Consider the following 13,696-nt stretch of genomic DNA (forward strand, 5'->3'; position numbering starts at 1 on the left):
TTCAAGCGGTGGTACGGGACGGGGCGGCCCCGAGGCAGCTTAAATCCTGTCCGGTCCGCCTCACCGCACACGCCGGCCCCGCGCCCGTACGCGACAGTCACCGTGCCGCGCGCCGCACCCCGTCCTACGCTCGGTGCCATGCCCCGCCGCCATATGCATGTGACCGAGACGGACGGCGCCCCGCTGCGGGCCGCGCTGCGCGAGTTGCGCGCGAAGATGGAGCTGCCGGAGGCGTTCGAGCCGGCCGTGCTCGACGAGGCCGAGCGGGCCGCCAAGAGCCCCCGCCTGCCCGAGCACGACGCCAGGGATCTGCCGCTGTTCACCGTCGACCCGCCCGGCTCGATGGACCTCGATCAGGCCATGTTCCTGGCCCGCCGGAACGGCGGCGGCTACCGCGTGCACTACGCCATCGCCGATGTCGCCGCGTTCGTCACCCCCGGCGGCGCCCTCGACGCCGAGGCCCACCGCCGCGTCATGACCCTCTACTTCCCCGACGAGCGCGTGCCCCTGCACCCCGCCGTGCTCGGCGAGGCCGCCGCCAGCCTGCTGCCCGACCAGGACCGGCCCGCGCTCCTGTGGCGGCTCGACCTCGACCCGTCCGGCCAGGTCGTACGGACCGACGTGCGCCGCGCCCTCGTCCGCAGCCGCGCCAAGCTCGACTACGCGGCCGTACAGCGCGCCGTCGACTCCCGTACGGCTGAGGAACCGCTCGCCCTCCTCCGCGAGATCGGCCTGCTCCGCGAGGAGCTCGAACGCGACCGGGGCGGCATCTCCCTGCACGTCCCCGAGCAGGAGATCGTCGAGCAGGGCGCGCGCGGCGGGGGGTACGCCCTCGAATACCGCGCCCCGCTGCCCGCCGAAGGCTGGAACGCCCAGATCTCCCTGATGACCGGCATGGCCGCCGCCGACCTCATGCTGCGCACCGGCACCGGCATCCTGCGCACCCTCCCCGCCGCCCCCGAGAGCGCCGCCGCCCGGCTGCGCCACATCGCCCGCGCGCTCGGCGTCGACTGGCCCGAGGACATGCCGTACGCGCAGGTCATCCGCTCCCTCGACGCGCGCCGCGCCAACCATGCCGCCTTCCTCCAGGAGTGCACCGCCCTGCTGCGCGGCGCGGGCTACACCGCCTTCGACGGCGAGGCCCCGCTGCCCGCCGAGGCCGTGCACGCCGCCGTCGCCGCGCCGTACACGCACTGCACCGCCCCGCTGCGCCGCCTCGTCGACCGCTACGCGGGCGAGGTGTGCCTGGCCGGGGCCGAGGGAGCCGAGCCGCCCGACTGGGCGCGCGAGGCGCTCGACGCGCTGCCGGGGGAGATGGACGGCGGCGCCCGCCGCGCCAACCAGGCCGAACGCGAGAGCGTGGACCTCGTGGAGGCGGCGTCGCTGCGCGGCCGGGTCGGCGAGATCTTCGACGCGTACGTGGTGGACGTACAGCCGAAGCGGCCCTCCTCCGGCACCGTGCACCTCTACGAACCGGCCGTCATCGGCCGCGTCGACGGCGCCCCGGACGCGCCCCCGCTCCCGCTCGGGCACCGGCTGCGGGTACGGCTGACGGAGGCGGAACCGGGGCGGCGGAAGGTGCGGTTCGCGCCGGTGTAGTCCGCCGTGCTGGTCAGGCCGGTTCCTGCGCCGCCGCCGGGAGCAGCGCCCGTACGGCCGTGACCAGCGCGGCCGGGTCGTCGGCGTGGCAGCGGATCGTACGGGCGTACCGCCGCGCGCCGAGGACCGTGCGGTAGCCGACCGGCTCGGTCAGCTCCACGGTGACGGAGGTCTGCCCGGCGACGGGCAGTTCCAGCACGTCGTCGGGGGCCTTGGCGGCGGGGAAGCGGATATCGCGGCGTACGGAGGCGATCAGCTCGGGCGCGATCCGCAGATCGAGCCGGGCGGTGGCCCGGACGCGCAGCCCGGCGGGGCCGACGGTGTGCGGGCGGGTGACGGCGGCGGCGTGCAGGCCGAACACGAACAGCACGGCGTACACGTCGATGACCAGCGTGATCAGGTGCGCCACGGGATGGCCGGAGAGCAGTACGGACATGCCGACCGTCTCCACGACGCTGACGAAGACGAGGGAGTACAGCATCGACGCCTGCGCACGGGCGTAGCCGAACCCTTCGTCGCCGCCCCGTGTCCCGTCGCGCCGCCGCGCCGCCCACAGGGCGATGCTGACGGCGACGCGCCCTTCGTGCGCGGCCAGCAGGCGGAGCTTTCGCGGGGCGCTCATCGGGCGTCCCCGGATCGGGCGCCCCCGGATCGGGCGCGGTCGGAGCGGGCGCGGTCGGTGAGGAGCCGCATCGCGCCGCGGACGGCGGCGGCCTGGGCGGGGGCGAAGTCGGAGAAGAGCACGTTCACGAAGCCGCCCTGTGCTTGCTCGCTCACCTCGTGATCGGCGGCGAGCTCCGCCGCCACGCCGGGCGGCAGGCAGTCGGCGAGCAGTCCGGCGGCTTCGTCGACGCGGGGGTCGTCGGGGTCGGCGTCCGCGAGGGCGTCGAGGAGCGCGTACACCTCGTACGCGCGCTCCATGGCCCCCGGTTCGGCGGCCGAGGAGCGCAGCAGCGCCATGAGCCGTTCGCGGTCCTCGGGCGCGGCGGCGGTCTCCAGGAGGGCCAGCAGCTCCCGTTCCTTGGCGGCCGCGGCGGGTTCGGGGCCGGGGCGCGCGGCGCCGACGCGCGCCATCTCGGCGTAGAGCGCGGCGAGTTCGGCGGAGACCGGCCCTTCGGCGGTCAGCGTGCCCTCGTCGGCCTGGCGCAGCAGGGCCGCCACCCGGGCCCGCCGCTCGCGGACCGCGGCCTCCTGGCGGGCCAGGTCGGCGTCCAGCTCGCCCAGCACCTCGCGCAGCTCCCGCCCTGAATCGTCGGCGAGCACGTCCCGTACCTCGTCCAGGCTCAGCCCCAGATCGGTCAGGCGGCGTACGCGCGTCAGCGCCACGGCGTCCCGCAGCCCGTACGCCCGGTAGCCGTTCGCGAGCCGCGGCGGCTCCGGGAGCAGTCCGAGGTGGTGGTAGTGGCGTACGGTCCGGGGGCTGACGGCCGCCAGGGCGGCGAGCTCTCCGATTCTCATGGCACCAGTAGAAACGTTGACGTCGCGGCAAGGTCAAGCGCCGCGGTGCGGGCCAGGTACCATGGTCGGCACGGCGGACGAGCCGGCCGGGCGGCCGCGTGGGGGTCTTCGGACCCTCCCGAGGAACGTCCGGGCTCCACACGGCAGGGTGGTGGCTAACGGCCACCCGGGGTGACCCGCGGGACAGTGCCACAGAAAACAGACCGCCGGGGGCCGCGAGGCTTCCGGTAAGGGTGAAACGGTGGTGTAAGAGACCACCAGCCTCCGAGGCGACTCGGAGGGCTAGGTAAACCCCACCCGGAGCAAGGTCAAGAGGGGCCGTCATCTCTTCGGAGACGGTGGCCCTGCGCGGACGTTCGAGGGCAGCCGGCCCGAGTCCGCGGGTAGACCGCATGAGTCTGTCGGCAACGGCAGACCTAGATGGATGGCCGCCTCCCCGAGGGCCGCGAGGTCCCCGGGAGACAGAACCCGGCGTACAGGCCGACTCGTCCGCCGGTCATCTAGGGTAAGGCCCTCTGAACTGCTAAACGGCAGGTCAGAGGGCTTTTCTGGCGTCCACCCAGTGTTGCCCTTTCGGGGTGATGGGGCCTGTTCGAGCCCACCCGCCAACGGAAGGCCGGGGGCGGGCCCGAGCCACAACCGTGAGGGGCCGGCCGTGCGCCAACGGGAGGGGGCGGGCCGCGCCGGGGGCATCGCCGGGCGTAAAGCGAAGCAGCCCGGCGATGCCCCCGGCGCGGCCCGCCCCCGAACCACGACGCACCCGCACCGCACCACGGGGCTGAGCCCACCGCAGGTGAAACGCGCACGCGCACCGCACCACCGGGCTAAGCCCACCGCAGGTGAGCACCGCACCACCGGCCGAAAAGCCCACCGCAGGTGAAGCCCACCGCAGGTGAAACGCCCACCCCAGGTGAAACGCCCACCCCAGGTGAAGGGGCCCAAGCTCACCGCAGGTGACTGGTGTCGTTCAGGAGCCGCACCGACGCGTTTCCGTCCCCGTAATAAGCCACCGCCGACAACGAAGCCGCCGCCAGCTCCATCCGGAACATCGACTCCGGCGGCGCGCCCAGCGCGAGCCGGACCAGCGTCTTGGCCGGCGTGACGTGCGTGACCAGCAGGACCGTACCCCCCGCGTACCGGGCGATGAGTTCGTCGCGCGCGAGCGCGACGCGACGAGCGACGGCGGCGAAACTCTCGCCACCCCCCGTGGGAGCGGCATCGGCATCGGCGGAGGCGAGCCACGCGTCAAGGTCCGCCCGGTGCCGCTCGCGCACCTCGGCGAAGGTCAGCCCCTCCCAGGCCCCGAAGTCGGTCTCGCGGAGCCCGTCGTCGACGCGGACGTCGAGGCCGAGCCGGGCGGCGATCGTCTCGGCGGTCTGCCGGCAGCGCCGCAGGGGCGAGCTGACGACGGCCTGCACGCTGCCGCGCGCGGCGAGCGCGGCGGCGGTGGCCGCGGCCTGCCGGTGGCCCGCGGCGGAGAGTTCGGGGTCGGCGCCGCCGCTGCCGGAGAAGCGCTTCTGCGGGGTGAGGGCGGTCTCGCCGTGCCGGAGGAGTACGAACGTGGTGGGCGACCCGAGGTCGGCGGGTACGGCCGTGGGCTCGGCGCCGTCCTCGTCAAGGGGAGCGAGGGGCTCGGCAGCGGAGCCCAACGCCGCCGAGGAACGATCCGCGCTCCACCGCCGCCCGGCCTTGCCGGCATCCATGGCCTCGTTGGCGAGCCGGTCCGCGTGCTTGTTCTGCTCGCGGGGGATCCACTCGTAGGTGACCCGCGACGGCGGGAAGACCGCCCTGGCCTCGGCGGCGAGCGGTCGCATGCCGGGGTGTTTGATCTGCCAGCGGCCGGACATCTGCTCGACGACGAGCTTGGAGTCCATGCGGACGACGACGGTGGCCTCCGGGTCGAGGGCCTTGGCGGCCCGGAGCCCGGCGATGAGGCCCTGGTACTCGGCGACGTTGTTGGTGGCCACGCCGATGTACTCGGCGGTCTCGGCGAGCGCTTCGCCCGTGGCCGGGTCGAGGACCACGGCGCCGTAGCCCGCGGGCCCCGGGTTGCCCCGGGACCCGCCGTCGGCCTCGACGATGAGGCGATGCGCCACTTACAGCCCCGAGTCGGCGGTGCGGACGAGGATGCGGCGGCAGTTCTCGCACCGTACGACCTCGTCGGGGGCGGCGGCCCGTACGTCGTTCAGCTCGGTGATGTTGAGCTCCAGGCGGCAGCCCTCGCAGCGGCGCTGGAAGAGCTTGGCCGCGCCGACGCCGCCCTGCTGGGCGCGCAGCTTGTCGTAGAGCTTCAGCAGGTCGGCGGGGACGGAGGCGGCGACGACCTCGCGCTCCTTGGTGACGGTGGCGACCTCGCCGTCGATCTCCTCGAAGGCGGCGTCCCGGCGCGCGGTGGCGTCGTCGACCTTGGCCTGTACGGACTCCACGCGCGCCGTCAGCTCGCCGACCCGCTCCTGCGCGGACTCGCGGCGCTCCATGACCTCCAGGACCACGTCCTCCAGGTCGCCCTGGCGCTTGGCGAGGGAGACGATCTCGCGCTGGAGGTTCTCCAGGTCCTTCGGCGAGGTGATGGCGCCGGAGTCGAGGCGCTGCTGGTCGCGGGCGGCGCGCTGGCGCACCTGGTCCACGTCCTGCTCGGCCTTGGTCTGCTCGCGGTCGGTGTCGCTCTCCTCGGTCTGCGCGGCGACGAGGAGGTCCCGGTGCTGGGCGAGGTCGCCCTCAAGGGCCTGGATCTCGGCGTGCTCGGGCAGCGACTTGCGCTTGTGCGCGAGCTGCGAGAGGCGGAGGTCGAGGGCCTGGACGTCGAGGAGGCGGATCTGGTCGGCGGGCGCGGCGTTCAGTGGAAGCTCCTGGTTATTCGGTGGGTGGGGTGGACGCCGCGTGGGCGGTCCAAGGGTCGGTGACCGTGCGGGAGACGTGGGTGCGCAGGTCCCAGCCGTGGCGGTCGGAGGCCTCGTCGAGCTGGGCCGCGGCCTGTTCGGTCCAGGGCCACTCGGTGGCCCAGTGGGCGGCGTCGACCAGGACCAGCGGGCTGTGCTGCTGGGCCTCGGAGGCCGGGTGGTGGCGCAGGTCCGCGGTGACGTAGGCGTCGGCGCCGGCGGCCCGTACCTCGTCGAAGAGGGAGTCGCCGGAGCCGCCGCAGACGGCGACCGTACGGATGACGCGCTCCGGGTCGCCCGCGACGCGGATGCCCTGGGCGGTGCCGGGGAGCCGGGCGGCGGCGCGGGCGGCGAACTCGCTCACGCTCTCGGGCCGGTCCAGTTCGCAGATCCGGCCGAGTCCGCGGCGGCCCGCGGGGTCGCTCGGGTCCGGCACGAGCGGCCGGGTGACCCGCAGGTCGAGGGCGCCGGCGAGGGCGTCGGAGACGCCGGGGTCGGCGCGGTCGGCGTTGGTGTGGGCCACGTGCAGGGCGATGTCGTTCTTGATGAGCGTGTGCACGACGCGCCCCTTGAACGTGTCCGCCGCCACCGTCGTCGTACCGCGCAGATAGAGCGGGTGGTGGGTGACCAGCAGGTTGGCGCCGAGCTTCACGGCCTCGTCGACGACTTCCTGTACGGGGTCGACGGCGAAGAGCACGCGGCTCACGGGGGCGTCGGGGTCGCCGCAGACCGTGCCGACGGCGTCCCACTGCTCGGCCCGCTCCGGGGGCCACAGGGCGTCGAGGGCGGCGAGGACTTCAGACAGTGCGGGCACGGGTGGAAGGTTACCTCTCACCCGCGCCCGTATGCCCGGCCGTGCGGGCCCCGCTGCCGGAGCGGATCGTGCGCCGATGCGGATCGAGTGCCGGTGCGGATCGGGCGCCGGAGCGGATCGGGCGCCGGAGCGGATCGGGCGGTCCTACTTGACCAGGTAGCCGCGGAGGTCGTCGAGGACGGAGTCGGCGGCGGTGACGCCGAGGCCCAGGAACCAGGTCTCGTCCTTGACGGTCTTCGCGTGCCCGTCCTTGACGGCCTTGAGGTTCTTCCACAGGGGGTTGCCCTGGGCCGCGTCCTGCTTGGTGGACTTGGGGTCGCCGTAGACGCCGGTGAAGATCCAGTCGGCGTCGGCCTTGTTGATGTTCTCCGGGCTGATCTCCACGGCGAGGTCGTTGACCTGCTGGTTCGCGGGGCGGGGCAGGCCGGCGTCCTTGAGGATGGTGCCGATGAACGACTGCTGCGCGTAGAGCCGCGTGAACTGCGGCATGTAGCGCAGCATGCTGATCGTCGGCTTCTTCGCGCCATTGGACCCGACGTCCTCGCCAAGCTTCTTGGCCTTGGCCTCGTAGGCGGCCAGGTTCTTCTTCGCGTCGGCGGTCTTGTCCAGGGCCGCGGCGTTGAGGAGGTAGTTCTCCTTCCACGTGAAGCCGGGGCGGATGGAGAAGACGGTGGGGGCGATCTTCGAGAGGTCCTTGTAGTTCTTCTCCGCGCGCAGCTTGCTGCCGAGGATCAGGTCGGGGTGGAGCGCGTTGATGGCCTCAAGGTTGAGGTTGTTGATGGTGCCGATGTTCTTGGGGTCGCCGGCGTTCTTCTTGAGGTAGTCGGGGATGCCCTGGCTGCCCTCGGAGGGCGCGTAGCCGACCGGCCGCACGCCGAGCGAGACCACGTTGTCCAGTTCGCCGACATCGAGGACGACGACGCGCTTGGGCGCGGTCTTCAGATCCGTCGAGCCGAGCGCGTGCTTGATGGTCCGCGGGAACTGGCCGGGCTTCGCGTCCGTGCCCATCTTCGCCGTCTGCTCGGCGGCCTTGCCGAAGTCCTTGCCGCCCTGGGCGACGGCCTTCGAGCCGTTGCCGCCGTCCTTGCCGCCCTTGCCGTCGTCGGAGGAGCCGCAGGCCGCGAGCGAGAGCGCGGCGACCGCGGAGAGGGCGACGGCGGCGGCGCCGCGGCGGCGTATGGGCATGACGTGCTCCTGTACGGATGACGGATATGGATGGATGGCTGTGTTCCGGGCCGGTGGCTCCGAGCCGGGCCGTTCCGAATCGGCGGCTGTACGGTCCGGGGCCGGGGTCCGGGGCCCACCGCGCCTACTTAGGCACGCCTTACCTTAAACGCGACCTCACAGGGCAGCACAGCCACCCCCTATTTCTCCGGCAAATCGGTCGGGAGACACCCTTATGCGTGAATCGCTTCAACTCGTGTCCTTCGCCAGGAAGTGCGAAAACTACCTTCGGTGACGGAGGTGACTTCACTGATGACGGCCTGTGTTCTAGAGACCGCCACATCCAGCGGCTCACCGGGGCGCCCGGGGCTGACGATCGCCGCGGACGGCTCGTACGCGGCCCGCCTCACGCTCGGCGGTCCGGCGGGCACGGCGGGCGGCTGGTTCCCGGAGCGGTGGACGCTGACGGGACCCGAGCCGTACGCCGTGCCGCTGCCCGGCAGCCAGCCCGAGGAGCCGGACAGCGAGGTACTGCCGCTGACCGACGGCCGGGTGCTGATCCGCCGCCGCGTCGCCGAGCGGTACACGCTCGCGCTCCTCTACCCGACCGGGCCCGGCACCGGCGAGGTGCCGCTCGGCGCCGTCGAGTGCGAGCGGCTGACGCTGCTGCCGCCCGCCCCCGACGGCACGTCCGTGTACGCGCTCGCCCCCGGCCCGCGCGGTACGGACGTGTGGCTGGTGCACGGCGGCGCCTTCGGCCCCGAGCACGTCGCCGAGGTTCCCGGCCGCTGTACGGGCGGCGGCTGGCTGGACCGTACGGGCCGGCTGCTCGCCCTCGACCAGGAGCTGGAGGGCCGCACGAAGGCGGTCGTCGTCGATCTGGAGCGGGGCGGCGAGACGAGCCCGCTGCTCCAGATCACGCGGGAGAGCGACGACCGGCTGCTCTTCGCCGACCCGGACAGCGGCCTGCTGCTCGTACGGTCCGACGCCCCCGGCGAGCCCCGGCTGGGCTGGGGCGTCCTGGGCTCCGCGCTCCCGGTGCGCTTCCCGGAGTGCCTGCGCCTGCCCGGTGCCAGCGCCGCCCCCTTCGCGGTGCAGCCCGGTCAGTCCCTGATGCCGGAGACGTGCGCGGTGGCGTTCCGTATCGACGGGACGAGCACCGGCCCGTACGGAGGGGGCGCGACGAATGGCGGGGGCGGCGCGTACGGCGGTGGACCGGCCGCGGGCGGCGCGTACGGCGGGGGTGGGGCGTACGGGGGAGGCGGTCCGGGAAGCGGGGGCGGGCCGGTCGGTTCGTGGATCGGCGTCTGGCGGCCGTCGGGGCGGCGGTTGCAGCAGTTCCCGGCGCCGGCGGGGTGGCTGACCGGTGCGGGCCTGTGGACGCCGGACGGCCGGCTGCTGCTGCCGTACGCGACGCCGCAGGTGCCGTGCGGGGTGGCGCGGCTGCTGCTGCCGGAGGCGGGGCCGGGTCCGGAGCCGCGCCGCGACGCACCGGCCCCCGTCCCAGCCCCGGCCCCCTCCCCAGTCCCCGTCCCGGTGCCGGTGCCGGCCGCGAGGGCGCGGGAGCTGCCCCCGGAGCAAGCCCCCCGCCACGAGGCCGGGGCCCCGGCGGTCACGGGGGCCGCGCCCGAGGTCGAGGTCGAGGTGCGCGTCGACGCGAGCGAACCGCTGCCGCCGGAGGCCCCGGCCCCCCGACCGGTGCCACTGCAACAGGCGCCGCTGGCGCAGGCGCGCTGAGGCCGGGGCGCTCCGCGGCAGGGCGCTCCGGGGCAGGGCGGCGCGCTCTCGCGGCCGTTCGCCGCATGTGCCAGTGCACAGGCGCGAAGGGTGGCGCCCGGCCCTTCCCCAGCTCCGAGGGGTCCCAGCCGGCCCGTCACTTGGCGGGGTTCAGTAAACTGGCGCGGGGGCCACGCAGCATTGCCGAGCGGGACCGCATAAGGTTTCCGAACGGCCGTTCGTGGAAGGCGTGTTGACGTCTGGTTTGCGCCGTACGCGACTGCGACGGCCCCCGACGCGCAAGCACGCAGCGAGATTCAACGGAGTGACGTCCCACATGCCCGAAGCCCGTATCGACACGACCGAGGCGCGCCCCCGCGAGGCGTCCGCCCAGGCCGCAGCCGCCGGCTCCGGCGCCGGCAAGCACCGCGGTCCCGCCCTGCCGGAGGATGCCCCGGCCCCTGTCCATGGCAAGCACCGCCGTCCGGAGGACGCCGCCGCCGAGCAGTCCTGAAGCGGCGGCGAACGCTTCCGCAGCACCGGCCAGTGGCCGCCGAGGGGCCCCGCCCCGCGGCGGCCACTGCCGCGTCACCGCCCGGTCGCGTACGGGCGTACCCGGCCACACGCGACCGCCTCAGCCGCCGTGCTTGAGCCCCAGCACCTCCACGGCGGCGAAGGTCTCGTTCGGCGGGCGCCCCTCGTAGTACGGGGTGAGCAGCTCGTCCAGCTCCGCCACGCTGAAGCGGTCCTTGCCGGTGTCGAACTTGGCCGCGACCTTGGGGCGTTCCAGGACCGCGACCATGCCGCCGTGCACGACGAAGCACTGGCCGTTGACGTGCGCGGCCGACGGCGAGGCGAGGTAGCCGACGAGCGGCGAGACGTGCTCGGGGGCGAGCCGGTCGAGGTCGCCCTCCGCCGGCACCTCGAACCCGGCGAAGACGTCCTCGGTCATCCGGGTGCGGGCGCGCGGGCAGATCACGTTGGCGGTGACGCCGTACTTGCCGAGGGCGGCGGCGGTCGACGTGGTGAGGCCGACGATGCCGCCCTTGGCCGCGGCGTAGTTGGGCTGCCCGGCCGAGCCCGCGAGGAACGCCTCGGAGGAGGTGTTGACGATCCGCCCGTATACGGGCCCGCCCGCGGCCTTGGACCGCTCGCGCCAGTGGACGGACGCGAAGTGCACGGTGTTGAAGTGGCCCTTGAGGTGGACGCGGATGACGGTGTCCCACTCCTCCTCGCTCATCGAGAAGACCATCCGGTCGCGCAGGATGCCCGCGTTGTTGACGAGGATGTCGAGCTGCCCGTACGTGTCGACGGCCAGTTGGACGAGGCCCCGCGCGTCCTCGTAGTCGGCCACGTCGCCGAGGTGGGCCGTGGCCTGGCCGCCCGCGGCGCGGATCTCCGCGACGACCTCCTCGGCGGGGGCCGCCGACGCCTCGCCGGAGCCGTCGCGGCCGGCCCGCCCGAGGTCGTTGACGACGACGTTGGCGCCCAGCCGCGCCAGTTCGAGCGCTTCGGCGCGGCCGAGGCCGCGGCCGGCGCCGGTGACGATGGCCGTCCTGCCGTGCAGTGACATATGCGTCCTACCTCCGTCGTTGTGGTCCTGGCGCGCGTTCACAGTTCGATGCAGGTGCGCAGCGCCTCGCCCGTGCGCATCTGGTCGAGCGCGTCGTTGATCTCGGTGAGCCGCACCCGGTGGGTGATCAGCCCTTCGAGGTCGATGCGGCCCGCGCGCCACAGCGCGATGGACCGTTCGTAGGACCGCAGCACGTCGCCCCCGCCGTACAGGGAGGGCAGGATCTTCTTCTCGTCGAAGAACAGCTCGAACATGTTGACCTGGAAGTTGTCGTCCATGGCGCCCGCGCCGACCACGCACAGGGTGCCGCCGCGCCGGGTGTTCTCGTACGCGGTGCGGGCGGTGGCGGACTTGCCGACGACCTCGAAGACGTAGTCGAAGCCCTCGCCGCCGGTGACCCGGGCCTTGGCGTCGGCCAGCCCGTCGGGCGCCACCGCCTCGGTCGCGCCGAACCGCAGCGCGGCCTCGCGCCGGGAGGCGACCGGGTCGACGGCGACGATCTGCGCGGCGCCGTTGGCCCGCGCGCCCTGGATGACGGAGAGGCCGACGCCGCCGCAGCCGATGACGGCGACGGACGAGGCGGCCTCGACCTTCGCGGTGTTGAAGACGGCCCCGAGGCCGGTGGTCACGCCGCAGCCGATGAGCGCCGCTATCTCGTACGGCACGTCGTCGGGGATCGGCACGGCGCAGCCGGCCCCGACCACGACCTCCTCGGTGAAGGTGCCGGTGCCGGCGAAGCCGAAGACGTCGCCGCCGGGGCGCTTGAAGTTGGGGGTGCCCGCGTTCATGAAGCCGGTGAGGCAGAGCTGGCTCTGGCCGCGCTTGCAGGACGGGCACGTGCCGCAGGCGGGCAGCCAGCAGACGAGGACGCGGTCGCCCTGGGAGAGCCCGGTGACGCCGTCGCCGACGTCGATGATCTCGCCCGCGCCCTCGTGGCCGGGGACGAAGGGGGCGGGCTGCGGGAGCACGCCGCTCATCGCGGAGACGTCGGAGTGGCACAGCCCGGTGGCCTTGATCCGGATCTTGACCTTGCCGGGGCCGAACCCCACGGTCTCGACGTCGTCGAATACTTCCAGTTTGTCCTGACCGATCTCCTGCTGCACGGCTGCGCGCATGGTGCGGCTCCTTACATAGGGGCGTATAAGGGCGTACAAGTGCGGGCGGTTGCTGGACGTACGGACATACGCGCGTACCCGGCGGCACGCGTTACGCGTATTCGACGACGGTGTCGCCGAGGACCGGCGCGTCGTCCCGTTCGGCGGCGGTGACCGACACCTGGACCCGGCCCGCTTCCCGCCACATGCCGATGCGCAGGGTCTCGCCGGGGAAGACGACCCCGGTGAAGCGCGCGGAGTACGAGCGCACGCGCGTGACATCGCCGCCGAGCGCGGTGTCCACGACGGCCTTGAGGGCGATGCCGTAGGTGCAGAGCCCGTGCAGGATCGGCCGGTCGAACCCGGCGAGCTTGGCGAACTCGGGGTCGGCGTGGAGCGGGTTCCAGTCGCCGGAGAGGCGGTAGAGGAGGGCCTGGTCCTCGCGGATGGCGCGCTCGACGGTGAGATCGGGGGCGCGGCCGGGGGCTTCGAGGCGGCTGGAGGGGCCGCGCTCGCCGCCGAAGCCGCCCTCGCCCCGGACGAAGATCTGGGTGTCGGAGGTCCACAGCGGCCCGTCGGCGTCGGCGACCTCGGAGCGCAGCACGATGACCGCGGCCTTGCCCTTGTCGTAGACGGCCGGGACGGAGGAGGTGTGGGTGGCCGTGCCCTTGACGGGGATGGGCCGGTGCAGGTCGATCCGCTGGCTGCCGTGCAGGACGGCGGCGAGGTCGACATCGATGCCGGGGGCGGAGAGGCCGCCGACGACGGCCAGACCGGCGCCCGCGACGGTCGCGAAGCTGGGGAGCACGTGCAGCTTGCTCTCCAGGACGTAGCGGAGTTCGTCGGGGTCGGTGGCGGGGCGGCCCGCGCCGATGCCGAGGTGGTAGAGCTGGACGTCCTTCTGGTCCCAGGTGAGATCGGTACTGCGGGGCTCGGCCGAGATGGCCTTCGCGGCATCGATGGGCATGGGGTACTGCTCCTTCGCCACGGGCGGGTGGTTCGCGGACGGCGGTGGTGCGACGGAGACGGATCGCGGAGGGCGGTGGTGCGACAGAGACGGATCGCGGACGGCGGTGGTTCGCTGACGACAGTGGTGCGCGGAGGGCAATGGGGCGACGGCGGTGGCGCGCGGACGGCGGTGGTTCGCGGACGGCGGTGGTTCGCGGAGTCTGGCGGTGCCTGGTCGGTGCGGGGGTCGGCGGCGGTGGTGGTGGTCGGTGGCCCGCGGCAGGCGGCGGGCGCCGGGCAGCTCCGGCGCGGCCGTCCGCACCGTCGATCGCGCCGGAGCCGTTGCGGCCGGCCGCCCGCGCCGTTCTAGAACGCGTTCTAGCCGGTGGCCCATGTATAGCCGATCGCCCGGCCGCTGTGAAGAGTGTTGCTGACGCCCCATCAGTTACCC

Annotated in this window: 12 protein-coding genes and 1 other RNA gene; 4 read left to right on the forward strand and 9 right to left on the reverse strand. The window is 73.7% G+C overall.

Going from position 1 to position 13,696, the window contains the following annotated elements; genetic code table 11:
- Positions 1 to 138 precede the first annotated feature (138 nt).
- Positions 139 to 1,599 (forward strand): RNB domain-containing ribonuclease, encoded by a 1,461-nt coding sequence (locus IF55_RS05500; protein WP_030876106.1) that lies wholly within the window; start codon positions 139 to 141, stop codon positions 1,597 to 1,599.
- 13 nt (positions 1,600 to 1,612) lie between these two features.
- Here IF55_RS05500 and IF55_RS05505 read toward each other — a convergent pair whose 3' ends face one another.
- On the reverse strand, positions 1,613 to 2,221 hold the full coding sequence (locus IF55_RS05505; RefSeq protein WP_037962788.1) for a hypothetical protein: 609 nt from the start codon (positions 2,219 to 2,221) through the stop codon (positions 1,613 to 1,615).
- Positions 2,218 to 3,057 (reverse strand): MerR family transcriptional regulator, encoded by an 840-nt coding sequence (locus tag IF55_RS05510; protein ID WP_048831576.1) that lies wholly within the window; start codon positions 3,055 to 3,057, stop codon positions 2,218 to 2,220. The genes IF55_RS05505 and IF55_RS05510 overlap by 4 nt, the downstream gene beginning before the upstream one ends.
- Positions 3,058 to 3,135: 78 nt before the next feature.
- Between IF55_RS05510 and rnpB the strand changes: the two genes are divergently transcribed.
- Positions 3,136 to 3,549: RNase P RNA component class A (gene rnpB, locus IF55_RS35945), an RNA gene on the forward strand.
- A 452-nt stretch (positions 3,550 to 4,001) separates the two neighbouring features.
- Here the strand turns inward: rnpB and IF55_RS05515 are convergent.
- The 4 genes from IF55_RS05515 to IF55_RS05535 all read right to left on the reverse strand — a co-directional run bounded on the left by IF55_RS05515 (position 4,002) and on the right by IF55_RS05535 (position 7,935).
- Positions 4,002 to 5,153, reverse strand: coding sequence for a bifunctional RNase H/acid phosphatase (locus IF55_RS05515; protein ID WP_030876112.1), 1,152 nt, complete (start codon positions 5,151 to 5,153; stop codon positions 4,002 to 4,004).
- On the reverse strand, positions 5,154 to 5,897 hold the full coding sequence (locus IF55_RS05520) for a CT398-like coiled coil hairpin domain-containing protein (RefSeq protein WP_030876113.1): 744 nt from the start codon (positions 5,895 to 5,897) through the stop codon (positions 5,154 to 5,156).
- Between the two features lie 13 nt (positions 5,898 to 5,910).
- Positions 5,911 to 6,750 (reverse strand): Nif3-like dinuclear metal center hexameric protein, encoded by an 840-nt coding sequence (locus tag IF55_RS05530; RefSeq protein ID WP_030876118.1) that lies wholly within the window; start codon positions 6,748 to 6,750, stop codon positions 5,911 to 5,913.
- 144 nt (positions 6,751 to 6,894) lie between these two features.
- Positions 6,895 to 7,935 (reverse strand): ABC transporter substrate-binding protein, encoded by a 1,041-nt coding sequence (locus IF55_RS05535; RefSeq protein ID WP_030876121.1) that lies wholly within the window; start codon positions 7,933 to 7,935, stop codon positions 6,895 to 6,897.
- Positions 7,936 to 8,226: 291 nt separating this feature from the next.
- Here IF55_RS05535 and IF55_RS05540 point away from each other — a divergent pair, with 291 nt between their 5' ends.
- On the forward strand, positions 8,227 to 9,651 hold the full coding sequence (locus tag IF55_RS05540) for a hypothetical protein (RefSeq protein ID WP_037962790.1): 1,425 nt from the start codon (positions 8,227 to 8,229) through the stop codon (positions 9,649 to 9,651).
- Between the two features lie 316 nt (positions 9,652 to 9,967).
- The gene (locus IF55_RS39680; protein ID WP_169767187.1) at positions 9,968 to 10,144 is read left to right on the forward strand and encodes a hypothetical protein; all 177 of its coding nucleotides are present in this window, start codon (positions 9,968 to 9,970) and stop codon (positions 10,142 to 10,144) included.
- Between the two features lie 120 nt (positions 10,145 to 10,264).
- On the opposite strand, the gene IF55_RS05545 is transcribed toward IF55_RS39680, so the two are convergent.
- The 3 genes from IF55_RS05545 to IF55_RS05555 form a co-directional block, all read right to left on the reverse strand.
- On the reverse strand, positions 10,265 to 11,203 hold the full coding sequence (locus tag IF55_RS05545; RefSeq protein ID WP_030876125.1) for a 3-oxoacyl-ACP reductase: 939 nt from the start codon (positions 11,201 to 11,203) through the stop codon (positions 10,265 to 10,267).
- Between the two features lie 38 nt (positions 11,204 to 11,241).
- Positions 11,242 to 12,318: a Zn-dependent alcohol dehydrogenase gene (locus IF55_RS05550; protein WP_030876128.1), complete on the reverse strand. Its 1,077-nt coding sequence runs from the start codon at positions 12,316 to 12,318 to the stop codon at positions 11,242 to 11,244.
- 91 nt (positions 12,319 to 12,409) lie between these two features.
- Positions 12,410 to 13,264 (reverse strand): MaoC/PaaZ C-terminal domain-containing protein, encoded by an 855-nt coding sequence (locus tag IF55_RS05555; RefSeq protein WP_030876131.1) that lies wholly within the window; start codon positions 13,262 to 13,264, stop codon positions 12,410 to 12,412.
- Positions 13,265 to 13,696: the final 432 nt, after the last annotated feature.

It is taken from the genome of Streptomyces varsoviensis, from assembly GCF_000718635.1.
In the GTDB taxonomy this organism is placed as follows: Bacteria; Actinomycetota; Actinomycetes; order Streptomycetales; family Streptomycetaceae; genus Streptomyces; species Streptomyces varsoviensis.